Below are 26107 nucleotides of genomic sequence, written 5' to 3' on the forward strand. Positions count from 1 at the left end.
CCTACTTCGCGGCCTGGGTGGCGGGCACCGGCTTGACCTTGTCGTCGGGCTGCACCTTGTCGGTACCCTCGACGATCAGGCGGTCGCCCGCCTTCAGCCCCGACGTAATCAGCCATTTGTCGCCGATCGCCTGCGCCGCGACGACCGACCGGCGCTCGACCTTGTTGTCCTTCGTCACCACCAGCGCGGTGGCATCGCCCTTGGCATCACGGCTGATGCCCTGCTGCGGCGCCAGAATGGCATTGGGCACCACCGACTGGGGCGCGACCACGCGCACGAACATGCCGGGCAGCAGCAGACCGTCGGGATTGGGGAAGCGGGCGCGCAGGGTGATGGTGCCGCTGTCGGGATCGACGATCGGCTCGGCAAATTCGATCCGCCCCGCCTGGGGATAGGTGGAGCCATCGTCCAGCTTCAACCGAACGGTAGCACTGGCCGGCAGCGTCTGGCCCGACGCCAGCGACCGGCGCAGCGCGAGCAACTGCGCGCTCGACTGGGTGATATCGACGAAAATCGGGTCAAGCTGCTGGATCGTCGCCAGCGGATCGGTTTGACTCGCGGTGATGAGCGCGCCCGGAGTAAAGGCCGACCGGCCGATCCGGCCGCTGATCGGCGCACGGACCTGGGTGAAGGTCAGATTGACATTGGCGGTGTCGAGCGAGGCACGGGCCTGGCCGACGGCCGCCGCCGCCTGACGCGAGGTCGCGATCACATCATCGCGATCCTGCGCGCTCACCGCTTCGGTATCACCCAGCCCGCGATAGCGCTGCGCCTTGGCCTGTGCCGCCACAGCCGTCGCCTGCGCGCTCACCAGTGCCGCCTGGGCCTCGTCGCGCGATGCACGATAGAGACGCTCGTCAATCTGGTAGAGCGGCTGGCCCGCCGTGACCATCGACCCTTCGGTGAACAGCCGCTTCTGGATCACGCCAGTGATCTGCGGCCGGACCTCGGACTGCATCGTCGACACGGTACGCGCCGGCAATTCCGAAGACACCGTCACATTCTGGGCCGTCAATGTCACCACGCCCACTTCCGCAGGCCCCTTTTTGGGTGCCTTTTCCTGTCCGCAAGCGGTGATCAGGATGCATAATGCAATCGGTGCGACCCGGAGGCTCCGGCGCTCTGCGAAAATGGGCATGGCTTCACATCGTTACCGCCGGCAGGCAGCGCCGACGATCGCCTGATCGCGATTTGCGCGACAGCGTGCTAGACCAAGTTGATATCCTGACGCATCAACATGTCGCGCGATATCCGGTCGCGTATCGCTTTGTATCGCCCTGTATCAGCCCCAGGAGAGGCACAGACTTTTGCAATATTCGCCGCTAGAAGCGCAGCATGGCTGACCTATCCGATCCCCGCCGCAACACCGTCGTCGTCGTCGATGACGATGCGGACATTCGCGGCCTGATCGTCGACCAGTTGCGCCAGGAAAATTACGACCTGTTTTCTGCCTCTAACCTCGCTGAACTGCGCCAGACCCTGCACGACCAAACGGTCGACCTGATCGTCCTCGACCTCAATCTGCCCGACGGCGATGGCCTGTCGCTGTGCCGCGAGCTGCGCGCCGAGGGGTCGGGTATCCAAATCATCATGGTCACCGCGCGCGGCAGCGCGATCGACCGGGTACTCGGCCTGGAACTGGGTGCCGACGACTATCTGACCAAGCCATTCGAGCCACGCGAACTGCTGGTACGCATCCGCAATTTGCTGCGCCGTCCGCGCATGGAAGCGCCGCCACCGGCGGCCCAGTCGCGCTACGCTGTTTTCGGCCCCTGGCGGCTCGATCTGCTGCAACGTCGGCTGATCGCCCCGGACGACCGGCTTGTCATGCTCTCCTCCGCCGAATTCCGCCTGCTCTCCCATTTCATCGAAGAGCCCAATGTCGTCCTGGCCCGCGAAGCATTGCTGCCTGAACGGCGTGCCACCGCAGCCTTCGACCGCACCATCGACCTGCAGGTCAGCCGCCTGCGTCAGAAATTGGCCGGTGTCGCCGGCGGCGGCGAGCTGATCCTGACCGTCCGTGGCGAAGGCTATGTCCTTGCCAGCCCGGTGCGCTACGAATGATCGGCCAACCGGTGCAGCGGGTGCGCAATTTCTTCCGCTCGATGGCGGGCCATATCTTCGTGCTGCTGACCGTCGGCATCTCGCTTTCGGCCCTGCTTGCACTGGCCGTTTCGGAACAGGGCCGCCGCCATGATTTCGAGCGCGTCCGCCGCCAGCGCGTGCTGGCCAGCGCCTTCGACGTCGCCGACCGCCTGCGTCGCGATCCGGTCCGTGTCCAGAAGATGCTGGAGGACCGCGGCATCGTGGGCGCCTATATCGTGCCCGATGGCATTGCGATCAACGAACCGGATGCCGACCTGCAGGCCGCGCTGATCCAGCGTTTCGGCCCGCATTCGCAGCCGGAGGCCGGCCAGGTGCCCTTCGGCCTGTGCTTTCCCGACAAGGATGCCGGGCGCAGTCGGGCCGCCGGTCTGATCGACGCACCGCGCCCTGATTGCTGGATCGTCCGCCTGACCGATGCCGCCGGCCAGCGCCGGGCCATGGCGCTCACCTTCCCGCGCCTGGCCCGACCGCCCAGTTCGCTGTTCAGCCCGGATTATCTGGTCGTCATCCTGTTGTCCGCCGCCGGCCTCTCCATCCTGATCGGCCGGATCGCCGCCAAGCCGCTGCGTCGGCTGTCCCAGGCAGCCGAGGCCTTTTCCGTGTCGCGCGACCCGGAGGAGATTCCCGAACGCGGGCCAGAAGAGGTGCGCGCCGCCCTTTCCACCTTCAACCTGATGCAGCGTCGGGTGCGCGCCGGTTTCACCGAGCGGACGCAGTTGCTGGCCGCGATCAGCCATGATCTCCAGACCCCGCTCACCCGGTTGCGGCTGCGGCTGGAACTGGTCGAGAATGAGGAATTACGCGCCCGCCTGCTACAGGATCATGAGGCGATGCAGCGACTGGTGCGCGAAGGGCTGGACCTTGCCGCCAGTACCGAGACGCACGAGGAATGGTCGGTGATCGACCTCGATTCCCTGCTCGCCAGCATGGCCGAGGATGCCCAGGAACTGGACGCCCCGGTCCAGTTCGCCGCCGGCTGCGGCGCGTCCGTCCGCGCCAAGCCCAATGCGCTGACCCGCTGCATGAGCAATCTGGTCGACAATGCCGTCAAATATGGCGGTTGCGCGGAAATCAGCTGCATCCGCACGCCCGGCCATGTGACGATCGAGATTCGCGACCATGGCCCCGGCATCCCGCCGCAGGATCTCGACCAGATGTTCGAGCCCTTCACCCGCGGCGCCAGCAGCCAGCCGGGCGGCCGGCACGGCACCGGCATCGGCCTCACCATCGCCCGCTCGTTGGGCCTCAGCTTCGGTGCGATCGTCGCGCTGCGCAATGCGCCCGATGGCGGGCTGATCGCCAGTATCGAGATGAAGTCTGCCTAAACGGCGCCAACGACCATCAGCGCCAATGCCACCAGCAACCCACCCCGCGCCAGCCGGGGGCCATAGGTCAGCGCCAGCAGCACGGCACCCGCCAGCAGCGGCAGCAGGCCGCACCAGGTGACGATGCCGATCCCGTCTGCGTCGGCCAGAATCGCGCAGAACAACGACAGGCCGATGGCGCTCCAGCCAATCAGTGGCAGATGCCGGGCCAGCCCATGGCGCTGCCAGGGGCCGAGCAATACCGGTCCATGCCGCGTCATCGCTGCCGCCAGCGCGAAGAAGCCGATATAGAGCAGGCCCGCGACGATCATGCCGGCTGTTCCCGTATCCGCCGTCGCGCCGGCTTCGGCGCATGCCGCCGTCGCATCTGCTGCCGGACGACCAGCGCCAGCGCGCCGGCCATCACCAGGAACAGAAGATTGCCGGTCAGCAGAACCGGTTCGATCGACCAGATCGGGCCTAGCACCGCCGCCAAAACACAGGCAAAGGCGAATAATCCCATCATCAGTGGCCAGCCGATGGCCGGTCGCAGCGCCAACCCGGCCATCACGGCCGCCGCTGCCGTCCACAACGCCACCGACACCTCGGCCTCGGGCCGCCCCGCCATGCCGATCGGCAACAGGCGATTGGCGATGAAATAGGCGACCGCGCCCAGCGGCACCCCGGTGATCACGCCGACATTCAGCCGTTCGAGGATGCGATTGCCGATCGACAGCGGCGCCCGCTCGCGCCGCTTGGCGATCCACAACACCATGCCGGTGGAGATCGCCAGCGTCAGCATCGCCCCACCCAGGACATAGAGCCAGCGCGTCGCCATCGGTGCGAAGCGGGCCATGTGCAGGCCATAGGCGACCTGATAGATACGCATCGCCGGACGCCGCTCTACCCAGCTCTTGAGCGGCTTGCCCGTGGTCCCGTCGAAACTTGCCTGGCCCCGCATATAACCGATCGTGTCGGCATCCGACTGGTAGATGGTGACGACCGATGCCGCGTCGCCCGGATTGAACACATAGACCCGGCCGATATGGCCGCCGCCAAATGCGCGCTCGGCCGCTGTCATCATCGGTGCGATCGGCGCCAGCGTCCCAGGCTTGCCGACCGCCGGGCGAGTCACCGCGCCGGGTGCCAGCGCCTCGTACATCTCCATCACGTTCGCGCCATAGCCTGCGCTGATCGGCCAGGGCATGTTGAGCGATGCCAGGGTCAGCAGGCCGGTGAAGGTGATCATCAGATGGAAGGGCATGGCCAGCACGCCGGTCGCATTATGCCCGTCGAGCCAGGATCGCTGGCCCTTGGCCGGGCGGAAGGTGAAGAAGTCCTTGAAGATGCGCTTGTGCGCGATGATGCCGGTGACCAATGCGACCAGCATGACCATCGCCGCCAGCGAGGCGAGCAGCCGGCCCCAGGGATAGGGAATTTCCAGCTCGAAATGGAGGCGGTAGAAAAACTCCCCGCCCAGTGTCTCGCGCGCGACTGGCGCGCCGGTCACCGGATCGAGCGCGCGATAGAGATAGTCCGTGCCCTGATCGTAGGACGCCTCGACCGTATTGGCCCGGCCATCGGGCGCGGTCAGATACCAGCCGGTGGAACCGGACGCATTTTTCGACAGCCAGCCGGTCGCCGCGACAATGGCGCTCTTGCTGTCCGCCTGCACCGTGACCTCGGGCCGCATCCACCGGCCGATCTCCGGCTTGAAGACGCTGAGCGTTCCGGCCAGGCACATGACGAACAGCACATAGCCTAGCAGCAGCCCGGTCCAGCCATGTAGCCAGGCCATGGCCTGCCGGGCGCCATCCCGGACCATCGCCGAAGCCCGGCTCATGCAAAGCCCCCGTTGGTCCAGACCAGCCCGGCCAGTGCGGCAGACAGCAGCACAACGCCGCCCAGCGCGAGAAAAGGCCCGCGCGCCAGAAAGGCCCAGACACTGACCGCTGGTGCGAACAGATAGGAGAACATGGTCGCCACCGTCACCGCTTCCAGCCGGCCCATCGGCAGGGTACGGGCCAGCAGCATCGCCGCCAGCGCCGCAACCGCATAGGCGCCGACCGTGCCCGCCAGGGTGCGCAGCGCGACATTGCCGCGATAGCGCCAGCCGCTACGGGCGCGCAGAGCCGCCGCTTTCGTCAATAATCGACGCTCAGCGTGAACACCGCCGTGCGCGGCGCGGCGTAGAAGGCCTGGCCCCACATCAGGCTGCCCAGATACTTCTTGTCGGTGACATTCTTCACGTTCACGCTCGCCCGCAGATGATCGACCAGCCGGATGCCCGCCATCAGGTCGAGCACGGCATAGCTCTTCTGCTTAACGACCACATCGCCTGTGTAAACTTCGCCGTCATAAACGTCGGTCAACGTCGTGTTGATCGCATTCTGCCAGCGCATCTGTGCGCCCAGCTTCAGGTCGTTGAGCTGTGGCACCTGATAGGTGGTGGCCAGTTTCAATGACTTGGTCGGCAGCCAGGTGCGGGTGTCGTTGCCCTCGTCATCCTCGATATCATATTGGGTATAGCCGCCGCTCAGCGTCCACTGGTCGGTGATCTTGCCCGCCACTTCCAGCTCGAAACCGGTCGAGGTGGTGTCGACGCCGGCATAATAGCTACCGCCGGCCTTGCCCGGTCCATCCTCGCCAAAGGTACCGGCATAGTCGGCCAGCCCCTTCTGCTTGGCGCGGAACACGGTGGCCGTGGCATAGAGGCGATCGCCGAACCAGCTGCTCTTGATGCCGCCCTCGATGCTGGTGCCCTTGGCCGGGTCCAGCTTGCGATTGGTCGCGTCGACCTCCGCCTGCGGATTATAGATGTCGGTATAGCTGGCATAGAGGGTGACATTGGGCGTCACGTCATAGAGCAGGCCGAGATAGGGGCTGATCTTGTGGTCGTCGCGCGCCTGGTCGGTGCCATAGGAAGTGCCGGACGACTTGATCCACATCGCGCTGGCGCCAACCACACCCTTCAGCTGGTCGGTGAAGTTGAGATGCGCTGCGCCATAGAGGCGGGTCAGTTCGTCGCTATATTTGGCGGCCAGATACTCGCCCGGATAGTCCGGCTCGGTCACCTGCGCGCTGCCCCAGTCATAGACAGACGGATAGACCAGTGCCGTGTCCTCGGCGAAATTCTCCCATTCCTTGGCATTGGACTTGGCGTAGGACAGGCCCAGGACCAGCTTGTGCTCGCGGCCCAGCAGGCTGAACGGTCCAGACGCGCTAAAATCGCCCAGATATTGCTTATAGTCGGACGGGTAGATCCCCGCCATGCCATAGACGCCCTCGCCGGTCTCCTTGTCGGGATAGCCATAGGCATAGAGCAGCTTCGCATTCTCCTGGAAGCGCTTGTAGGTGAACATGCCGCTCAGCGTCCATTGGCCCATCGTATAGACCAGTTCGCCAAAGCTGTTCTGGTCCTTGGTGTTCCAATAGGTCCAGTCGGCCGAGGTCGTCGCCGAGCGCGGATAGTCGATCCGGGTGCCGTCGGTGAAGACCAGCGGCATCGCCCCCCACAGCACGCCGTCGGCGTCATTTTCCTGGCGGGTATAACCGACCGTCGCCTTGAGATCGGGCGTCACCTGCCAGGCGATGATCGCGCCATAAACATCCCGATTGATATGGTTATAGTCCAGATGGGTGTCGCGATCCTCATGCGCATAGATGAAGCGCGCCGACACCGTATCGGTCACCGGTACATTGACGTCGCCTTCGACCCGCCACAGGTCGCGCGATCCGAGCTGGGCCGTACCCTTGGCCTGGAAGGTGTCGAGCGGCCGCTTGCGGACATAGTTGATCGTCGCCGATGGGTTGCCGATGCCGGTCATGATCGCATTGGCGCCACGCACCGCCTCGACATTCTCGAACAGCGCGGTGTCGAGATCGCCGAACTGGATGCCCCAGGCCAGCGGCAGGCCGACGCCATCGACCTGGAAATTGGACACATCGAAACCGCGCGAGTTGAAATAGGTGCGGTCCGTCTCGACGCGCTCGACATTGATGCCGATCGTCTGGTCGAGCAGGTCGTTGACGTTGGTGATCGCGAAATCCTCGATCCGCTCGCGATTGATGATCGTCACCGACTGCGGCGTCTCGCGCACCGACAGCGACAGCGCGGTCGCGGAACTGGACGGCTGGTTGGCGGCGGTCACGACGATGCGCGATGCCTCGTCCGCCGCCGTGTCGGCCTCGGCTGCCTGGGCCGTGGCACAAGGCAAAGCGACAAGGGCCATGCTGCTGCCGAGCAGGACGTGGCGGAAGGACAGGCGCATTTCATTTCCCCAAATTCGTCTCTATCAGCGCGGCCGGTAGGCATCTCCAGAATGCGAGTCAATCGCATTAGCATTGCATCGGCGCTACAATCGCGCAACAAAGATGAAATTTTGTTCATGTCCGGAACGAAGCTGGTCGGTTTCTCCTTTGTAAACTGGCACCTGCCCGTGCCTCCTGACCAGGGAGTATCCGACCATGACCAACACACCACCCCGCCGATCGATCGCCGCCCTGATATTGGGCATCGTCTTCGGCCTCATCGGGCTGGTGCTGACCGGCGGCGGTGCCTGGTTGCTGATCTCGGGCGGCTCGCCTTATTATCTCGTAACGGGCATCGCCCTCATCGTTTCAGGCGTGCTGCTGGCGCGCGGGCGCAAGGCCGGCGGCTGGCTCTACATTGTCATCTTCGCTGTCACTTTACTCTGGGCCTATTGGGAAGTGGGCCTCAATCCATGGGCGCTGGTGCCCCGCGTCGTCGCGCCGCTGGTCCTCCTGATCGCGCTGCAACTGGTCTGGCCGACGCTCGACCGCAGCGCCAGCCGCTGGCGCCGCGCATGGGTCGGTGTGGCTGTCACCTTCGTTGTCGCCATCGGCTTTTTCTGGAGCATCGCTAGCAACTTCATCCCGCCGGTGATGCTGGGGCTGCCCGACGCCCGCTATGCGATGACCGATCCCTCGATCGACACCACCGGCGCCGACTGGCCGGCCTATGGCGGCACCAACAGCGCCCGGCGCTATTCGCCGCTCGCCCAGATCACACCGGCCAATGTCGACAATCTCAAGCGCGCCTGGCTGATCCACACCGGAGACCTGCCGGCGTCGGCCCAGATCCGCAACACCTATGGCGCGGAAAACACCCCGCTCAAGATCGGCGACACCCTCTATGTCTGCACGCCCAAGAACATGGTGATCGCGCTCGATCCCGCCACCGGCAAGCAGAAATGGCGCTTCGATCCCAAGGTGTCGGACGATGCCATTCCCTATACCGCCGCCTGTCGCGGGGTCAGCTATTATGCCGTGCCCGGCGCAGCGGCCGACGCGCCCTGCGCCCAGCGCATCATCCTGGGCACGCTCGACGCGCGGATCATGGCGCTTGATGCCCGCACCGGCCAGCAGTGCCGCGACTTCGGCAGCAATGGCCAGGTCCGCATCACCGACGGCATGGGCAGCGTCCCTCCGGGCTATGTCTCCATCACCTCGCCGCCGACCATCGTGCGCGGTGTGATCGTCACCGGTCATCAGGTGCTGGACGGACAGGATCGTTGGGCGCCGTCCGGCGTGATCCAGGCCTATGACGCCGTGACCGGCAAGATGCGCTGGGCCTGGGACATGATGCACCCGGAACGCAGCGGTCCGCCGCCCGCCGGCCAAACCTATGCGCGCGGCACGCCGAACATGTGGACGATCGCCTCGGGCGACGAACAGCTTGGTCTCGTTTATCTGCCGATGGGCAACAGCGCCGCCGATTATTACAGCAGCCTGCGCCGGCCGGAGGAAAATCGCTACGCCACCTCGCTGGTCGCGATCGACGTGATGACCGGCAAGCCACGCTGGAATTTCCAGGCGGTGCGCAAGGATGTGTGGGACTATGATTTCGGCGCCCAGGCGACCCTGATCGACTTCCCCACGGCGCGCGGCCCGGTGCCGGCCATGCTGCTGCCCAGCAAGCAGGGCGACATCTATGTGCTCGACCGCCGCACCGGCCGGCCGCTGACCCCGATCGGCGATATCAGGGCACCACAGACCGGCGTCGAGCCGCAGCAGCGCGCCGCCACCCAGCGCATCTCGCTCTACCACACACTGCGCAAGCCCGACCTCACCGAAAAGGATATGTGGGGCATGTCGCCGATCGATCAGATGATCTGCCGCATCCAGTTCCGCCGGGCGAGCTACAAGGGCTTCTTCACCCCGCCCGAGGCCGACAAGCGCTCGATCGAATATCCCGGTTATAATGGCGGTACCGACTGGGGCGGCATCGCCGTCGATCCGGCGCGCGGGGTGATCGTCGCCAATTATAACGATATGCCCAACTATGTCCGGCTGGTGCCCCGCAAGGAGGCCAACAAGAAGGGCTGGGCACCGCGCGACCAGGCCCGGGGCGCAATTGGCGGGGCGGAGGGCGCGGGCGATCCGCAGGCACACACCCCCTATGCGATCGACGTCAATGCCGGCTGGCGCCTGCCCCTCACCGGCCTGCTGTGCAAGCAGCCCCCCTATGGCGGGATCCGCGCGATCGACATCGCCACCGGCAAGACGATCTGGGATCGCCCCTTCGGCACCGCGCGGACCAACGGGCCGTTCGGCATCCCCTCCATGCTGCCACTGACCATCGGCACGCCCAATAATGGCGGGTCGGTGGTGACGGCGGGCGGACTGATCTTCGTCGCCGCGGCGACCGACAATCTGATCCGCGCGATCGACCTCAAGACCGGCAAGACGCTGTGGCAGGATGTGCTGCCCGCCGGTGGTCAGGCGACGCCAATGACCTACAGTCAAAATGGCAAGCAATATCTGGTCATCATGGCCGGCGGCCACCATTTCATGCAGACCCCGGTGGGTGATGAATTGATCGCTTATGCCCTGAACTGACGGGCCTTGCCGCCGCTCCTGCCTACAGGGCGAGAGCGGCGGTCAGCATCAGTGCCTGCGCCTGATCCTCCGGCCGTGCTGCGCCAGAGGCTTCGGTGCGTATCAGCCGGCTGCTCGCCAGCCGGTCGGGATCGGTCAGGTGCAGGCCGATGCGCATCGGCCGACGCACGGCCAACACATAATCGATCCCGGCCTCCAGCCGCATTCCATCATCTTCCGGCATCAGCGCCGGCGCGCTGCTCTGCGCCGCCGCGATCCGACAGCGCCATGGTCCCTTCGCCCACATTCCTTCCAGCATCAGTTGCTGTTCCTGCACACGGCCGACCTGATCTTGGCGCAGCTGGGCCAGATGATAGCGTGCTGACAGGCGCAGCGCCGGTGTCAGTTGATGCTCGGCCCGCATCGCCAGACCCCGTACATGCGCCGACCCGCGATTGACCGGCAGATAGCCGTTTTCGACAAAGGCCAGCCGATCCTCGACATCGCCGTCAAAGGCATCGACCGCCAGCGTCAGGGCGGGCGCCACCGCCCAGTCGCCCCCCAGCCGGACACGGCGGTCCCGTTCCGGCCTGAGGTCCGCCTGCAACGACCGGAACCCCTCCCGCGTCAGCCCCAGCGCGCCCGACAGGCCGATCCCGGCATAGGCCTGGATCGTCTCGCGATAGTCCGCCCGCAGGGTGATGCCCGGCGCGGCGTCATAGGCCAGCCGCCCCGTCGGCAGGAACAGATCGCGGCTCTTGATCTCGTCACTGCCATAGAGCGCCGTGACATTGGCGCCGCGATTGTTGAGCTTGGCCCCCTGCCAGCCCAGCTCGGCCTGCAAACCGTCCGCCAGCGGCAAACTGCCATGGGCGTCGACCAGCATCAGACTGCTGCGCGGCTGGGCATCGCCGGACAGGTCGGTGGGCAGGGGCACCGTACCGATCCGACGAGCGGGCAGCGCCATCATCCGGTTGCGCTTGCGTTGGACGGCGATGCCGATCGCCGCAGGTTCGGCCGGAGAAGGCGCCAGTTCGACCGCATAAATGCGCGCCGATTTCGGTGTGCCCCCCACCAGTGCGGGCAGCAGCGAGAAACGCAGCGGCCGCTTCAGCATGAAACTGCCATGGTCGGGAGCGATCGTCTGCGCCGATACCGGGATGGCAAGTGCTGCCAGCGGCATCAACATCCAGCGGATCAGCGCCATGACGCCACGGCCTCCCGACTGGCCAATTGGACTTTGTCACCGTCCGGCGCATAGGCGATCATGTAACCGAAATGGTCGGACAGCGGCGCGCCCTCCGCCTCCGTGCCGAAGGGCACGGCGGCATGGACGACGGACATCGGCCGACCGCCGCCGTCGCGGGCAAAGAGCCAGTCCTTGCCGCGCGCGCTCGCCTGTTCCAGATCGGCATGATTGCCGACATCGGTCAGGACGCGATCGGCAAGCGCCCTTCGCGCACCGCCCAGATGCGCCGCGACAAAACCCATACCCACCCGCGCCCATCGCGCGAAGAAGGCCTGGAAGCGGTTGCTGTCGCCGCCGATATTGAGGTCGCCGCCCAGGATCATCGGTTGTCCGGCAAGCACATGGGCACGCACGAAATCGGCCAACAACCCGGCCTGTCGATCGAACGCCTGTTGCGACCGGGCGATCGCCACGCCCGCCGCCTTGCGTGCGTTGAGATGGGTGTTGACGATGCTGACCGGCCGATCGAAGCCGGGCACCGCCAGATGGGCGATCAGCACCCCTTTGTTCGCCAGGCAATCGAAGCCGGCGCAGGCGAAATCGGGATAGGCCATGCGATCGATGCCAACGATCGGATAGTCGGACAGGATCAAAAGGCCGCTGTTCAACTGCTTGGGTGCCGTCTCGCCCCGGTCCCAGCGCGCCGCCTGCAGAAAATTGCGGTCGTCCGTCCTCGCCGCAATCGCCGTGCGCAAGCCGCTGTCCGGCCCGATCGCCACATGCGCATAGCCGGCACGACGCGCCAGTTGCACGGCCTCCGGCGAAAAAGCCTCCTGCAGCAAAACGATGTGCGGCTGGCGCCCGGCCCGCCGCAACGCCGCCAGCCGTTCGGCGATGCGGCCCAGCGCCTCGTCCCGGCCAAAGGCGACCGGCCAGGGCAGGCCCATCACATTATAGGTCATCACCGACAAGGGCATGTCCGGCTGCGGCGCGGTCACCGCCGGTCCGGCAGCGTCGCTCTGCCGGCTTTCACCCTGCGATCCCGTGGCGGCCAATACCGCCAGGCTCGCGACCAATATGGCACGCAAAGGCTTCGCCATCCCTCATTCCCCTGCGCCCGTCATAACGAGCGGATGAGTCATGCCGGTGTCGTTCGCGCGGCAGCCGGGTTAAACTTTGAAGGCGGCAATGGTCATCGGAGCGACGCGGGACTGTCATCTTCGCTGTCGGCTTGCCGCCCACAGGATCCTGCTGATAGGGCGAAGGTCCACCCGTTCAGACGGTAATGAAGAGGATCCTATGGCCTATTTCCGGCGTGTTGACGCCCGGCACTTCACCCCGACCGAACTGGTCGGCGGCGCCTGGAACGTGACGGAACAACATGTTGCCCCTGCGATCGGTCTGCTGGCCCATGCGATCGAGGTGGATGCCAAGGCGCGTCGACCCGATCCACTGCAACTGGGTCGCCTATCCTATGACATATTGGGCACCATCCCGCTCGACACGGTCGAGATCGACGTCACCGTCATCCGCCCCGGCCGCACCATCGAACTGGTCGAGGCACGGCTCAGTCACAACGGCCGAACGGCGATCCTGCTGCATGCCTGGCTGGCCCAGGCCTATGATACCAGCGCCATCGCCGGCGGCGGCTTTGCGTCGATTCCCGGCCCCGAGACCATGGCGCCGTGGAACGGCACCGGCGAATGGCCCGGCGGCTTCATCGCCAGCATCGATGCCCGCCGCCAGCCTGTCGCGCCGGGTCGCGCCATTGGCTGGATCCGCACACCCCATGCGTTGATCGAGGATGAAGCGGTATCGTCGCTCGCCCGTGCCATGGGACTGGTCGATACCGCCAATGGTCTCGCGCCACTGGTGTCGACCGCCGACGCGGCCTTCCCCAATCTCGATCTTACCGCCCATATCTTCCGTGCGCCGGTCGGCGAATGGCTGGGCTGCGACGTCACCGTCTCGTTCGGCGCCCACGGCATCGGCCTGACCCACAGCATCCTACATGACCGTGAGGGTGCGATCGGCACTGTCTCGCAATGGCTAACGATCCGCCCGCGCTGATCAGCCGGCAAACAGCCCGGCGTCGAATGCCGCGCGTTCCAGTTGCTCACGGAAATCGGGATGGGCGATGGCGATCAGCGCCCTGGCCCGCTCGCCCACCGACTTGCCCTTGAGGTCGGCCAGGCCATATTCGGTGACGATCAGATGCGTGTCCATGCGCGGCGTCGTCACCGGCCCGTCGAGACGCGGGGTGATCCGGGAAATCGTGCCCTTGGCCGCGGTCGAATGGCAGGCGATGATCGATCGGCCGCCGCGCGAAGCATAGGCGCCGCGCACGAAATCCACCTGTCCGCCTGTGCCGCTGAACTGCCGCCCGTTGACGAATTCGGAATTGCAGGCGCCGTGGAAGTCGACCTGCAGCGTCGCGTTCACCGAGACCATATTGTCGTTGCGCGCGATCAGGAACGGGTTGTTCACATAATCGACCGGATGCGCCTCGACGGCCGGATTGTCGTGCAGAAAGTCGTACAGCGCCTGATCGCCGAGCGCGAACGTGTAGATCGCCTTGCCGGCATGGATCTGCTTGCGGCTATTGTCGACCACGCCCGACTGCATCAGCCCGGCCAGGCCCGTGGTCATCATCTCGGTATGGATGCCCAGATGACGATGGCTCGCAAGGCCGGCGCACACTGCCTCTGGCAGCGCACCGATCCCCATCTGCAGGCAGTCGCCATCGCGGATCAGACCGGCGACGGTAGCACCAATCGCGTCATCGACCGCCGTGCGGGTGATGGCCGGCAGAGTCGGCAGCGCGACATCATGCTCGACCAGCGCGGTCACCGCCGACAGGGGGATCATGCAGTCACCCCGTACATAGGGCATATGCGCATTCACCTCCAGGATGATCCGGGTGCCCGGTTTGCGCGCCACCGCCAGCGCATAGTCGACATCGGTTCCCAGGCTGAAATGGCCGTCCGCATCCATCGGCGCGACCGTCGCGATCAGCGTGTCGACGCCGACATGCTCGACCATGGCGCGCGGCACCTGGCTGAAATGGCAGGGCAGGAAATCGACCATCGGCAGATGCGCCTCGCCATGCTGGCGATCCAGCGCCCGTTCGACGCCGCTGTGAAACAGGCTCATCGGCGCGATCCGGTCGCGTAGCGCGAAGTCGAACACACTGGCCCCGGCAATCCCGGTGCAGAGCATATAATAAATGCGCAGGTTGGCGACCGAACCGGACTGGGCGCGTTCGGCCAGGGCGGTGAGCAGGGCGGGCGGCTGGCCGGTCCCCAACGCCATGCAGATTTTGGCGCCCGACGGGATCAGCGCCGCCGCTTCCTGCGCCGAACGCCGTTTCTGCCCATATAATGCCTGGTCGCCCTTTGGGGTCATGGATCGCCTCTCTCCTGTGGTCGATCCACGCCTTATAGCCCGCCGCCATCGCCGTGCCAGTTTTTCGCCCGGACGGCACAGGGGCAGGTCCGGTCGCCCGGCCTGCCCCCGTCATCCTCCCCCCGAAGGAAATGTCAGCCCATGGTCGGGATGACGAAACTCTGATCCAGCACCGCGCCGCCGCTCGGCCAACGCTGGGTCACGGTCTTGACCCGCGTGTAGAAGCGCACGCCATCCATGCCATATTGGTTCATGTCGCCAAAGCCCGAACGCTTCCAGCCGCCGAAGCTGTGATAGCTGACCGGCACCGGGATCGGCACGTTGATGCCGACCATGCCGACCTCAACATTGGCGCAGAAGCGGCGGGCGAAATCGCCATTGCGGGTAAAGAGCGCGACGCCATTGCCATATTGATGCTTCGTCGGGTAGCTCAGCGCTTCCTCGAAACTTTCGGCGCGAACCATCTGCAGGACGGGGCCGAAAATCTCCTCATTATAGCTCTTCATGTCAGGCTTCACATGATCCAGCAGGGTCGGCGCCAGGAAGAAGCCATCCTCATAACCCTGCAGCGCGAAGCCACGGCCGTCGATCACCAGCTCGGAGCCTTCATCGACCGCCATCTGAATATAATTTTCGATCCGCGCCTTGTGCGCGGCGCTCACCACCGGGCCATAATGGGCGTCGGGATCGCTCGGCACGCCGACGCGCAGCCCGGCGATGCCCGCCTCCAGCTTGGCGCGCAGCGCCACCGCCGTCTGCTCACCCACCGGCACCACCACTGGCAGCGCCATGCAGCGTTCGCCCGCCGAACCATAGGCCGCGCCCAATATGTCGGCGACCGCCTGGTCCAGATCGGCGTCGGGCATGACGATGCCGTGATTCTTGGCCCCGCCCATGCACTGCATCCGCTTGCCGTTCGATGCGCCACGGCCATAGACATATTGGGCGATGTCGGAGGAGCCGACGAAGCTGACCGCCTTGATCGCGGGATGGTCGAGGATCGCATCCACCACCTGCTTGTCGCCATGCACGACGTTGAGGATACCGGCCGGCAGTCCCGCCTCCATCGCCAGTTCCGCCAGGCGCACCGGGACCGAGGGATTGCGCTCGCTGGGCTTGAGGATGAAGGCATTGCCGCAGGCGATCGCCGGGGCGAACATCCACATCGGGATCATCGCCGGGAAGTTGAACGGCGTAATACCCGCCGCGATGCCGATCGGTTGGCGCAGCGAATAGACGTCGATGCCCGGCCCCGCCCCTTCGGTATACTCGCCCTTCAGCAGATGCGGGATGCCGCAGGCGAATTCGACCACGTCCAGGCCGCGCTGGATATCGCCCTTGGCATCGGAATGGACCTTGCCATGCTCGACCGACAGCAGTTCGGCCAGTTCATTCATATGCTGTTCGATCAGCGCCTTGAGATTGAACATCACGCGGGCGCGGCGCTGCGGGTTCATCGCCGCCCAGGCGGGTTGGGCGGCCTGGGCATTGGCAACCGCTTCATCCAGCTCGCTCGGTGCTGACAGGCGGACCTGCGCCTGCACCTGGCCGGTGGCGGGATTGAAGATGTCGCCCAGGCGCGTCGACGCCGATGCGCGATGCTGCCCCCCGATGAAATTGTCGACTATGCGCATACTGCCCTCTCGAAACGGATCGCCCCGGCCATAAAGGAGGATCGGAAGGGCCGGAACCGGCTGGCCGATTTGATCGCGGGGACGGTGGATCGGCGCTGCGCTTGCCCGGTCGGCGCTTCTTTCGCATGGCTCATGGATCGACAGCGGAGCGAGCATGGCCGGGACAGGAGCAGGACGGCGGATCACCGCCGCAGGATGGGACATACGCTGGGACGCCGATCAGGCGGCGCAGGCCTATGCCGATGGCTGGTGGCGATCGGACACCGCTGCCGATGCGCTGGCGAACGCTGCCCGCGACACGCCCGATCGCATCCTGCTGATCGACGGCGACCATTGCCTGACCGCCGCCGGCCTGCACGATCAGGCCCAGCGACTGGCGCAGGCCTTGCTGGCGCGCTTTCCGGTCGGCAGTGTCATCTCCTTCATGCTGCCCAACTGGCAGGAGGCGGCGGTCATCTATATGGGCGCGACCCTGGCCGGCATGGTCGCCAACCCGATCCTGCCGTCGCTGCGCGACCATGACCTGCGTTTCATCCTGGCGGATGTGGACAGCCGGATGATCTTCGTACCGCAAAGCTTCCGCGGCCATGATTATGGCGCGATGCTGGAACGGGTCGCGGGGGAGATGGAAAGGCCGCCGGAGATCGTAATCGTTCGGGCGGAAGGCAGCAAAGCTAGTGCATATGACGCGCTGCTGACTTCGGCTCCGACCGGCCGGCCTCTGCCTGTGCTGGACGCCGACGAGGTGCGGATGGTCATGTATACCAGCGGCACCACCGGCCGGCCCAAGGGGGTGATGCACAGCCATAATTCGATCAATGCGCTGATCCGCCAGATCGGCCGCCACTGGCTGGTCGCACCGGGCGATCGCTTCCTGGTGCCGTCCCCCATCAGCCATATTGGCGGGTCTATCTACGCATTCGAAACACCGCTGCTGCTGGGCGCGACGGCGATCCTGATGGAACAGTGGAACCCGGAGGATGCGGTGCGGATCATGGCCGAGGCCGACTGCACCCATATGGCGGGCGCCACCCCCTTCCTGCAGCATCTGCTGGCGGCGGCGCGCACGGCGGGCACGCGGCTGCCGGCACTCAAATTGTTCATCTGCGGCGGGGCGTCGGTGCCACCGGCGCTGATCCGCGAAGCCGCCGCCTATTTCGAGCGCGCCGTGGTCAGCCGCGTCTATGGATCAACCGAATTGCCGGTTACCACGGTGGGCGTGATCGACCGGGCCGATATCATTCATGCCGCCGAGACCGACGGCCGCCCCGCCATCGCCACCGTCCGCATCGCCGAAGATGGCGAGATCCGCGCGCGCGGGCCACAGATGATGGTCGGCTATATCCACAAGGAGGATGAGGCCGCCAGCTTCGACGCGGAGGGCTATTATCGCAGCGGCGACCAGGGCGCCTGGATCGATGGCGACCATCTGGTGGTGACCGGCCGGATCAAGGACCTCATCATCCGCAATGGCGAGAATATCGCGCCCAAGGAGATCGAGGATCTGCTGGTCGGCCATGATGCCATTGCCGAAATCGCGATCGTCGGCATACCCGATCCACGCACCGGCGAGCGGGCCGTGGCGGTGATCGTGCCGCGCTCCGGCGCCAGGCCCGACGTTGCCACGCTGGCCGACCATCTGGCCGGTCATGGTGTTGCCCGCTTCAAATATCCCGAGGCGGTGGCGCTATGGGATGCGCTGCCCAAGAATGACGCCGGCAAGGTGCTGAAGCAGCAGATCCGCGCCCGGCTGGTGGCAGAAGCTACGCCGGCGGCGTCGTAGGACAATTGGTCCGCTGGCCGCACCGGGCGCTATCGGGCATGGCCGCCGCCATGTTGCGCCAAGCCTCTGCTGTCCTGCTGCTGACCCTCAGCCTGATCGGCTGTGCCGACGATCACCGCGCCGAGCGGCTGAAGGCGGCCGGCCCCAATCCGACGCTGGAAAAGCTGATGACGGTGGCCGATGCCAAGGCGGGTGCGCGACTGTTCGGTCCCTGTGCCGCCTGTCACACCACCAGTACTGGCGGCCCTGATACCGGCGGCCCCAATCTGCATGGCATTTACGGCCAACCGATCGGCCAGCACAGCGCCTGCTTCAGCTATACCGCCGCACTCCGCGCCAAGGGCGGCCATTGGGACGACAAGGCGCTCGACGCCTGGATCGCCAATCCGCAACAGTTTGTGCCTGGCACCAAGATGCAGTTCAGCGGCATCCCCGACCCGCTCGCGCGCGCCGACCTGATCGCCTATCTGCGCAGCCTGTCGGATTAAGCGGGCCAGCCAAGCTACGAATTTTTTGGGGTAGCTGGCGCCCCCGGGGCTTCGTACACCTGCCCCCATGAACAGCGGGATGACAGACGGCGTCCAGGCGCTGACCGAGAAGGAAAAGCAGACGCTGCGCCTGATGGTCCGGGGCCATGACGCGAAATCGATCGCGCGCAGCCTGGACCTGTCGGTCCATACCATCAACGAACGGCTGCGCGATGCGCGACGCAAGATGGCGGTGTCGAGCAGCCGGGAGGCCGCCCGCATCCTGATGGAGGTCGAGGGAGAGCCCGACATTTCGTCCCCCGATTTTCTGGGGGACAGAGAAATCGGGGCAGACGCCGTCCCGGCCGAAGCGGATCAGGTCGGGGCGCCGATCGTCGGCGTGGGGCCGGCCGGTCGCCGGCCCTTGATCCTGTTCGGAGTGTTGCTCATGACGCTTGTCCTTGGCCTGCTGGCGCTGGCCGCCCTGCCCGATGCCTCCCCCGCCCCGCAATCGCCCCCGGCCGCTGCCCAAGCCCACAATATGGAGGTCGTCGATGCAGCGCGCCAATGGTTGGCACTGATCGATCAGGACAAATGGGAAGAAAGCTATCGTGGTACCGGCAGCGCCTTCCAGAAGCTCAACACGGTGCAGGTCTGGACCGAGGTTTCGCAAAAGATGCGGGGCAGGTTCGGCGCGCCCATGTCACGCAGCCTGCTCAGCCAGGAAGAGTTGCCCGCCCCGCCGCATGGCTATGAAGTGGTGAAGTTCCGCGCCAGCTACGCCAAGCAGGCCCAAGCAATCGAGACGGTGACGCTGGATCGCGAGGATGGTGCTTGGCGCATCGTCGGGGTGACGATCGAATAGGGATGGTGGCGGGGCGCACACAGGGCGCGCCCTGTGCGCTTATTCCCCCGCGACCGCGCGGCCGAAGCTGTAGCGGATATGATCGACATGACCCTCCAGCCCGAAGACCAGCGGATCCTGACTGTCCATGATTGCGTCGATCCGGGCGCCGATATCCTCCGGCGTCCAGCTGGGCTGATAGACGCCCTTGCTTTCGGCGATGAAGGCGCGGGCGACGCGGCCGGCGATCGACACCAGCATCTCGCCGGTGACCGAGCAGCTTTCATGCGCCAGCCAGGCGACGACCGGCGATACCAGTTCCGGCCCCATCGGCGGATATTGGGTGATGTCGAGCCCTTCGGCCATACGAGTGACGGCGCCAGGCACGATGATGTTGGATTTGACCCCTTCGGCCTCCCCCTCCAGCGCCAGCACATTGTTGAGGCCGATCATGCCCGATTTGGACATGCCATAATTGACGCAATCCCTGTTGCCATACAGGCCGCCGATCGAGCTGGTGAGGACGATGCGGCCATAGCGCGCCTTGCACATGTGCGGGAAGGCGGCGCGGGCGACGTGGAAGGCACCGCGCAGATGGACGTCGAGCACGGCGTCGAAATCCTCCTGGCTGAGGTCCTGCATCGACCCGTAGCGGACATTGCCGGCATTGTGGATCAGCCCGTCGATCCGGCCATAATGGTCGAGCGCCGCCTCTATGATGGCGCGGCCGCCCTCCGGCGTGGCGACGCTGTCGGTCGAGGCGATCGCGTCGCCGCCCTGCGCCTTGATCGCAGCCACCACTTCGGCCGCCGGGCCGGCATCGATCCCCTCGCCGCGCACCGCGCTGCCCGGATCATTGACCACGACCCTGGCGCCACGCGCGCCGAGCAGCTCCGCATAGGCGCGGCCAAGCCCCCGCCCGGCACCGGTGATGACGATGACGCGATCGTCGTAGCGCAGTTCGGACATGAGCGGGCCTTTCGCTTGATTATGCAGATGATGGCGCAGGGGTGACGCGACGCGCGCGCGGGTTCAAGCCAAGGCGGTGAGGCATCGCCACGGCGGTTCGCCGATGCCCGGCGAAGCGGATAAGAGCGGGGCAGGACAGGCTAGAGGACAAGACGGATGCAGGTAGCGATCATCACCGGTGCGGGCAGCGGCATCGGGCTGTGCACGGCGAAGATGCTGCATGACGCCGGCATGGCGATCGTCGGCGTCGGCCGCGATCCGGCTAAGCTCGCGACGCTGGAGAGCGAAATCGGTGATCCGGCGCGGGTCGCGACCCTGTCGATCGACGTCACCGCTAACGATGCCCCGGCGCGGATCGTGCAGTTGGCACTCGATCGCTTCGGTCGCATCGACTTCCTGGTCAACAACGCCGGCGCCGGTAGCCCCAAGCCGCTGCACGAAACCGACGACGCGACGCTGGACGGGTTCCTGGACCTGATGCTGCGCGCGCCCTTCCGCCTTGCGCGCGAGGCGATCGTCCATATGGGCGAGGGCTGTGGCATCGTGAACGTCACCTCTACCTATGCGGTGATCGGCGGGCGGCGCGGCGGCGCCTATTCGGCGGCCAAGGGCGGCCTGGACGCGCTGACCAAGCATATCGCCTGCGATTACGGCCCGCAGGGCATCCGGGCCAATTGCGTCGCGCCCGGCGTCACCATGACCGATATGGTGCGCCACCGGTTCGAGGACGAAATGTTCAAGCGGGTGAATGTGGAGACCACCCCCTTTCCCCGGCTGGGAGAGGTGGAAGATGTGGCCAGCACCATCGCCTTCCTCTGCTCGCCAGGCGCCGCCTTCATCAACGGCCAGACTATCGTGGTGGATGGCGGCTGGACCTCGACCAAATATCTCTCGCCGCGCGCACTGACGACGAAATGGGTCGAGGCGGAGTAAGACTACTCTTTGGCTGACCGCTCGGTTAGGGCGGGGCATGGCCGATAGCCCAATCCTCTATTCCTTTCGCCGCTGCCCCTATGCGATGCGGGCACGGCTGGCGCTGCTGGCGAGTGGGCAGGCGGTCCAGCATCGCGAAATCCTGTTACGCGCCAAACCCGCCGCGATGCTGGCAGCCTCCCCCAAGGGCACGGTACCGGTGCTGATCCTGCCCGATGGTCGGGTGATCGACGAAAGCCTGGAGATCATGCGTTGGGCGCTGGGTCGGCATGATCCCGAAGCCTGGCTGAACGGCGACGATGCGGCACTGATCGCGATCAATGACGGGCCGTTCAAACGGCATCTGGATCGCTACAAATATACCGAGCGCCATGGCAGCGACCCGATCGCGCATCGGACCGAGGCGGCGGGACTGCTGGATGCGCTGGACGCGCGGTTGCGGAAACAGGCCCAACTCTGTGGCGCGCGGCGCGGCATGGCCGACATGGCGATCTTTCCCTTCGTGCGGCAATTCGCGGCGGTCGAGCCGGAGTGGTTTGCCGCGCGACCCTGGGCCGCGTTGCGGAACTGGCTGGCCGGGCATTTGGGGTCCGACCTGTTCGCCCGCGCGATGGTGAGACATCCGTTATGGGTGGAGACGGAGACCGGCTAGGCCGGGCCGCAACAGGCGTCGAGGCAGATCTGGCGCAGCAGGGCGATGACGTCGCCGCATCGTTCGGCGGGGATGGACCGGCCGATCCGTGCCTCATGTGCATCGAACGCCGCGCAGACCCTGCCGTGCAGCGCCAGGCCCTCTACGGTCAGCGACAACGGGATCGCGCGGCCCTTGCCTGCCCCCTTCTCCAATATGCCGGACAGCACCAGCTTGTTGATGAGCGGCACCAAATTGGTCGGCTGGGCGCGCAGTGCGCGGGCAATGTCGCTCTGGCTGCAGCCCGGATTGGCGCCGATCAGCCGCAGCAAAGTCGCCTCGCCCGGATTGAGGCCAAGCGGCGCCAGCGCCTCGCCCAGTGCGCCGGTAACCGCCGCCGCGGTGCGGCGCAAATGGAAGCCCAGCATCCGGTCGAGCGGGTCGGCAAAGGCGCTGTCGGGATCGATCATCACTGCGCCGGTCTAGCCCTCTTGCCGTGCCGGCTCAAGTCGATATGTTATGCACCATAATATAAGATGGAGAGGAGCGACAGTCATGACGATACGATTTGCCTTGCCGTTTGTCCTGCTGGCCCTGGCCGGTACGGCACCGGCCCAGACGCCGCCCAATAGTCCTGCCGCCTCCGGCACGATCGATCCGGATGGCACGGTCAACGTCCCCGCCTTCCGCCTGCCGCCCTCCATCTATCTGAGCGAGGCGGCCAAGAAGGCGCTACCGCGCACGCCGACCGATCCGGAAGAACCAATGATGCGCGCAGTCGCCGCCGGGCAGGCCGGCGCGCTGCGCCAGCGCATGCCGCAACTGGTCGCGCCGCGCATCGATGCGCTGAAAGCGATGTACAAGGTGACGATACGCGACGAGCAGATCGCCGGTATTTCGGCCGTGCGCGCGACCCCGGCAGCCGGCGTCGCGCCGGGCAACCGCAGGAAGATATTGCTCAACCTGCCGGGCGGCGGCTTCATCATGGGGGTAGCCGGCGGCACCGGCATGATGGAATCGATCCCGCTCGCAGGCCTGGCCGGGGTGGATATTATCTCCATCACCTATCGCCAGGCGCCGGAAACCACCTGGCCTGCAGCGACCGAGGATGTGACCAAAGTCTATCGCGAACTGCTCAAAGCCTACAAGCCGCAGGATATCGGCATCTTCGGCTGTTCGGCCGGCGGATTGCTGACGGCCGAGGCGGTCGCCTGGTTCATCCATGAGAAGCTGCCGCTGCCCGGTGCAATCGGCATTTTCTGTGCTTCGGGCGATGCGCGCTGGGGCGGCGACAGCCGCGCTTTCGGCCGACCTTTTCAGGCACTGCCGCCGCGCGACGATGTTCGCGCCTATTTTCAAGGGGCTGACCTTACCAATCCACTGGTATCCCCGATATTGGCACCCGCGATGCTCAAGCTGTTCCCGCCGACGCTGCTGATCACCGGCACCCGAGCCTTCGAGATGAGCGCAGCGGTCAACACCCATCGCGAGCTGGTGAAGGCCGGGGTCGATGCCGACCTGCATATGTGGGATGGCCTGGGCCATGCCTTTTTCTACGACCCTACCCTACCGGAATCGCGCGAGGCCTTCGACGTCATGACCGCCTTCTTCCGCGACCGGCTGAAGCTGGCGCGCTAGGCTGCGATCGCCCGTCGGCAAAATTCCCAGATCTCGGCCGCCAGCGCCTCGCGATGCTGGCGGTCGGGTGTGGCGGCCTCCTCGGCCAGCAACTGGCTGTGCACCGTGGTTGAAACGAGATTATAGACCAGCAGTGCCATCCAGGGGGCCGGCCCCTGCCGCACTTGCCCCTGCGCCATGCCTTGCGACAGGATCGTGGCGATCAGGTCGATGAGCGGGCTTACCGCCTTTTGCAGTTCAACCGGGCGCGCTTCGGCCAGGCGCAGATGCTCGCGGCTGAGCGCGGCGCCCCGGCGCTGGCCCACCTGCCATTCCCCGCCCATCGCCGCCCGGCCGATGACGATGCCCGCCACGATATGATGCAAACGCGCGAGCGGATCAGGCAGGTCACGCACCTGGTCACCAAACTGCTCGGCCGCGCGGCGCAGCGTATGGGCGAACACCGCCAGGACCAGATCATCCTTGCCCGCGAATCGATCATAAAGGGCGCGCCGCGCAAGCCCGGTCCGCTGCAACACGGCGCGGATCGTCAGCCCCTCCAGCCCCTCCTCGTCAAGCAAGTCATAGGCGGCCGCCACGATCTGCTGGTTGCGATCATCCAGTTCCATGATCGCGTGGTCCGCCTGCGACGCCCGGTACATCCTCGTCGATCCTCTTTGCATTAATCGCTTTCCATCTAGCAGGCCGCAGCTATAGTGCCAGCATTGAGAACGCTGTTCTCTTCGCGATTAAAATTATGGGAGAGTGAAATGGCGACGGTCCTCTTTGTCGAGGCCAGCGGCGCGGAACATCGGATCGATGTGCCGACGGGCGAGAATCTGATGCGCGCGGCGCTCAATGAGGGGTTGGATGGCATGGTCGGCGAATGCGGCGGCGGGCTCGCCTGCGCGACCTGCCATTGCTATGTCGATGACGACTGGGCCGACCGGTTGCCCCCGCCCGCACAGACCGAGCAGGATATGCTCGAATGCACGGCCAGCGAACGCCGCCCCAGCAGCCGCCTGGGCTGCCAGATCGTCGTTACCGATGCGCTCGACGGGCTGGTCGTTCACCTGCCCACGGCGCAATATTGAGGATCCGGATCATGGCCACGACCCAAGCATCGTCGATTACGGAAATTCCGGCTCATGTCCCGCCCGAACTGGTGCGCGAGATCGGCCTGACCACCGGCCCCGAATTTCTCGCCGCACCCCATGCTTTCATGGCAAAGCTGCACGAGACGCATCCGCCGATCTTCTACAGCGTCAATCCGCTGATTGGGAACAGCTGGTGCACGATCAAGCATGAGGATGCCTTTTTCGCGCTACGCCACCCTGAATATTTCACCACCGCCGGAGCCACGCCCTTCCCGCGCGATCCCAATAATTATTTCCATTTCATTCCGCTGGAGATCGATCCGCCGCATCATCGCAAATATCGCGCGATCCTCGATTCGACCTTTTCGCCGCAAAGCGTGCTGCGGCTCGAAGCCTATATGCGCAGCCTCACCAACGACCTTATCGACGGCTTCATTGATGCGGGCGAGGTGGAATTCACCACCGCCTTTGGCCGACCGCTGCCGGTATCGATCTTCCTCGACCTGATGGGTTTGCCACAGGAGATGCGGGATACCTTCGTCGGCTGGGCCGTCGACCTGCTCCATTCGCAGGATCGCATGACCGCCGGCCTGGCCATGCGCGGGATCGAAGCCTATCTGGCGCAGGTGATCGTCGAGAAGACAGCCAAGCCCGATGACGGCGTCATCAGCACGATCATCCAGGCGCGGCCTGGTGGCGAGCCGCTGACCGAGCGGGAGATTTTTGGCTTTACCTTCTTCCTGTTCATCGCCGGACTCGACACCGTATTCGCGACGCTCAACAATATCTGGCTGTGGCTGGCGCAAAATCCCGACCGCCGCCGCGAGATCATCGCCCATCCCGAACAGATCAACGCCCAGGTGGAGGAATTGCTGCGAGTTTTCTCCGTTACCTTCTCTGGCCGGACCCTCACTCAGGATCTCGAGATGCGCGGGGTGCAGATGAAAAAGGGGGACAAGTTCAACAGCATCTTGCCGGCCTGCAATTACGACCCGGATGTCTTTCCCGACCCGATGCGGGTCGACTTCAACCGGCCACGTAAGCCCATCCTGGCCTTTGCCGGCGGCGTGCACAGCTGCATCGGTGCGCATCTGGCGCGGCTGGAGGTGAAGGTTGCATTGCAGGAATGGCTGCATCGCATTCCCGACTTTGCGGTGCCGCCGGATAGCCAGATCAGCTATTGGCCAGGCGGTGTTGTCGGCCCTAAACTGCTGCCCTTGATTTGGTAGAGTGCAGGCACAAAAAAAGCCCGGCTGAACGCCGGGCGGTGATTTTTGGTGTTGGTTGC

The 26107-nt window shown here is 65.4% G+C and carries 24 protein-coding genes; 12 read left to right on the top strand and 12 right to left on the bottom strand.

Going from position 1 to position 26107, the window contains the following annotated elements; translation table 11 throughout:
• Nucleotide 1: 1 nt before the first annotated feature.
• A complete protein-coding gene (locus PMI04_RS21130) occupies nt 2-1138 on the bottom strand; it encodes an efflux RND transporter periplasmic adaptor subunit (RefSeq protein ID WP_007715498.1) in 1137 nt (378 codons plus the stop codon).
• 197 nt (nt 1139-1335) lie between these two features.
• Here PMI04_RS21130 and PMI04_RS21135 point away from each other — a divergent pair, with 197 nt between their 5' ends.
• Nucleotides 1336-2064 (top strand): response regulator transcription factor, encoded by a 729-nt coding sequence (locus PMI04_RS21135; RefSeq protein WP_007715500.1) that lies wholly within the window; start codon nt 1336-1338, stop codon nt 2062-2064.
• Complete coding sequence (locus PMI04_RS21140) at nt 2061-3431, top strand: HAMP domain-containing sensor histidine kinase (RefSeq protein WP_007715502.1); 1371 nt, start codon at nt 2061-2063, stop codon at nt 3429-3431. Before PMI04_RS21135 ends, PMI04_RS21140 begins: the two co-directional genes overlap by 4 nt.
• On the opposite strand, the gene PMI04_RS21145 is transcribed toward PMI04_RS21140, so the two are convergent.
• The 4 genes from PMI04_RS21145 to PMI04_RS21160 are packed head-to-tail and all read right to left on the bottom strand — an operon-like array spanning nt 3428 to nt 7681.
• A complete protein-coding gene (locus PMI04_RS21145) occupies nt 3428-3742 on the bottom strand; it encodes a DUF3325 family protein (protein ID WP_007715503.1) in 315 nt (104 codons plus the stop codon). The two genes, PMI04_RS21140 and PMI04_RS21145, sit on opposite strands and share 4 nt — an antisense overlap.
• Nucleotides 3739-5253: a PepSY-associated TM helix domain-containing protein gene (locus PMI04_RS21150; protein WP_007715506.1), complete on the bottom strand. Its 1515-nt coding sequence runs from the start codon at nt 5251-5253 to the stop codon at nt 3739-3741. Before PMI04_RS21150 ends, PMI04_RS21145 begins: the two co-directional genes overlap by 4 nt.
• Nucleotides 5250-5558, bottom strand: a complete 309-nt coding sequence (locus PMI04_RS21155) for a hypothetical protein (protein ID WP_007715507.1) — start codon at nt 5556-5558, stop codon at nt 5250-5252. The genes PMI04_RS21150 and PMI04_RS21155 overlap by 4 nt, the downstream gene beginning before the upstream one ends.
• Nucleotides 5555-7681 (bottom strand): TonB-dependent siderophore receptor, encoded by a 2127-nt coding sequence (locus PMI04_RS21160; RefSeq protein WP_007715510.1) that lies wholly within the window; start codon nt 7679-7681, stop codon nt 5555-5557. Before PMI04_RS21160 ends, PMI04_RS21155 begins: the two co-directional genes overlap by 4 nt.
• 196 nt (nt 7682-7877) lie before the next feature.
• Between PMI04_RS21160 and PMI04_RS21165 the strand changes: the two genes are divergently transcribed.
• Nucleotides 7878-10271 carry a membrane-bound PQQ-dependent dehydrogenase, glucose/quinate/shikimate family gene (locus PMI04_RS21165; RefSeq protein ID WP_007715512.1) on the top strand — a complete coding sequence of 798 codons (2394 nt, stop codon included), beginning with the start codon at nt 7878-7880 and terminating at the stop codon, nt 10269-10271.
• 22 nt (nt 10272-10293) lie between these two features.
• Here the strand turns inward: PMI04_RS21165 and PMI04_RS21170 are convergent, their stop codons facing one another.
• Together PMI04_RS21170 and PMI04_RS21175 are read right to left on the bottom strand one after the other, a co-directional pair.
• Nucleotides 10294-11457 (bottom strand): TonB-dependent receptor, encoded by a 1164-nt coding sequence (locus tag PMI04_RS21170; RefSeq protein WP_007715514.1) that lies wholly within the window; start codon nt 11455-11457, stop codon nt 10294-10296.
• Nucleotides 11448-12539 carry a sphingomyelin phosphodiesterase gene (locus tag PMI04_RS21175; RefSeq protein WP_007715515.1) on the bottom strand — a complete coding sequence of 364 codons (1092 nt, stop codon included), beginning with the start codon at nt 12537-12539 and terminating at the stop codon, nt 11448-11450. The genes PMI04_RS21170 and PMI04_RS21175 overlap by 10 nt, the downstream gene beginning before the upstream one ends.
• Before the next feature lie 199 nt (nt 12540-12738).
• Between PMI04_RS21175 and PMI04_RS21180 the strand changes: the two genes are divergently transcribed.
• Nucleotides 12739-13509 (top strand): thioesterase family protein, encoded by a 771-nt coding sequence (locus tag PMI04_RS21180; RefSeq protein ID WP_007715516.1) that lies wholly within the window; start codon nt 12739-12741, stop codon nt 13507-13509.
• Here PMI04_RS21180 and PMI04_RS21185 read toward each other — a convergent pair whose 3' ends face one another.
• Both PMI04_RS21185 and PMI04_RS21190 read right to left on the bottom strand, forming a co-directional pair.
• Nucleotides 13510-14844 (bottom strand): acetyl-CoA hydrolase/transferase C-terminal domain-containing protein, encoded by a 1335-nt coding sequence (locus PMI04_RS21185; protein ID WP_007715518.1) that lies wholly within the window; start codon nt 14842-14844, stop codon nt 13510-13512.
• A 134-nt stretch (nt 14845-14978) separates the two neighbouring features.
• On the bottom strand, nt 14979-16478 hold the full coding sequence (locus PMI04_RS21190; protein WP_007715520.1) for a CoA-acylating methylmalonate-semialdehyde dehydrogenase: 1500 nt from the start codon (nt 16476-16478) through the stop codon (nt 14979-14981).
• Nucleotides 16479-16632: 154 nt separating this feature from the next.
• On the opposite strand from PMI04_RS21190, the gene PMI04_RS21195 reads away from it, so the two are divergent.
• From PMI04_RS21195 to PMI04_RS21205, 3 genes are all read left to right on the top strand, one after another.
• Nucleotides 16633-18261 (top strand): AMP-binding protein, encoded by a 1629-nt coding sequence (locus tag PMI04_RS21195; protein ID WP_283184828.1) that lies wholly within the window; start codon nt 16633-16635, stop codon nt 18259-18261.
• 50 nt (nt 18262-18311) lie between these two features.
• Nucleotides 18312-18749, top strand: a complete 438-nt coding sequence (locus PMI04_RS21200; protein ID WP_037485859.1) for a cytochrome c family protein — start codon at nt 18312-18314, stop codon at nt 18747-18749.
• 67 nt (nt 18750-18816) lie between these two features.
• Nucleotides 18817-19593: a DUF4019 domain-containing protein gene (locus tag PMI04_RS21205; protein ID WP_007707659.1), complete on the top strand. Its 777-nt coding sequence runs from the start codon at nt 18817-18819 to the stop codon at nt 19591-19593.
• A 39-nt stretch (nt 19594-19632) separates the two neighbouring features.
• Here the strand turns inward: PMI04_RS21205 and PMI04_RS21210 are convergent, their stop codons facing one another.
• Nucleotides 19633-20541: an SDR family NAD(P)-dependent oxidoreductase gene (locus PMI04_RS21210; protein WP_007707666.1), complete on the bottom strand. Its 909-nt coding sequence runs from the start codon at nt 20539-20541 to the stop codon at nt 19633-19635.
• A gap of 156 nt (nt 20542-20697) precedes the next feature.
• Between PMI04_RS21210 and PMI04_RS21215 the strand changes: the two genes are divergently transcribed.
• The gene (locus tag PMI04_RS21215) at nt 20698-21474 is read left to right on the top strand and encodes an SDR family oxidoreductase (RefSeq protein ID WP_007707667.1); all 777 of its coding nucleotides are present in this window, start codon (nt 20698-20700) and stop codon (nt 21472-21474) included.
• A gap of 37 nt (nt 21475-21511) precedes the next feature.
• Entirely contained in the window at nt 21512-22126 is a 615-nt protein-coding gene (locus PMI04_RS21220) for a glutathione S-transferase (RefSeq protein WP_007707668.1), read from the top strand.
• Here PMI04_RS21220 and PMI04_RS21225 read toward each other — a convergent pair.
• Nucleotides 22123-22575 (bottom strand): MarR family transcriptional regulator, encoded by a 453-nt coding sequence (locus tag PMI04_RS21225; RefSeq protein WP_007707669.1) that lies wholly within the window; start codon nt 22573-22575, stop codon nt 22123-22125. The genes PMI04_RS21220 and PMI04_RS21225 overlap by 4 nt on opposite strands.
• A gap of 85 nt (nt 22576-22660) precedes the next feature.
• Here PMI04_RS21225 and PMI04_RS21230 point away from each other — a divergent pair, with 85 nt between their 5' ends.
• Nucleotides 22661-23743 (top strand): alpha/beta hydrolase fold domain-containing protein, encoded by a 1083-nt coding sequence (locus PMI04_RS21230; RefSeq protein WP_007707670.1) that lies wholly within the window; start codon nt 22661-22663, stop codon nt 23741-23743.
• Here the strand turns inward: PMI04_RS21230 and PMI04_RS21235 are convergent.
• Nucleotides 23740-24384, bottom strand: coding sequence for a TetR/AcrR family transcriptional regulator (locus PMI04_RS21235; RefSeq protein WP_007707671.1), 645 nt, complete (start codon nt 24382-24384; stop codon nt 23740-23742). The genes PMI04_RS21230 and PMI04_RS21235 overlap by 4 nt on opposite strands.
• A gap of 108 nt (nt 24385-24492) precedes the next feature.
• Between PMI04_RS21235 and PMI04_RS21240 the strand changes: the two genes are divergently transcribed.
• Both PMI04_RS21240 and PMI04_RS21245 read left to right on the top strand, forming a co-directional pair.
• Nucleotides 24493-24816 carry a 2Fe-2S iron-sulfur cluster-binding protein gene (locus PMI04_RS21240; RefSeq protein WP_007707672.1) on the top strand — a complete coding sequence of 108 codons (324 nt, stop codon included), beginning with the start codon at nt 24493-24495 and terminating at the stop codon, nt 24814-24816.
• Between the two features lie 11 nt (nt 24817-24827).
• Nucleotides 24828-26048 (top strand): cytochrome P450, encoded by a 1221-nt coding sequence (locus PMI04_RS21245; protein WP_007707673.1) that lies wholly within the window; start codon nt 24828-24830, stop codon nt 26046-26048.
• Nucleotides 26049-26107 lie beyond the last annotated feature (59 nt).

Origin of the sequence: Sphingobium sp. AP49 (assembly GCF_000281715.2) — a bacterium.
GTDB lineage: Bacteria > Pseudomonadota > Alphaproteobacteria > Sphingomonadales > Sphingomonadaceae > Sphingobium.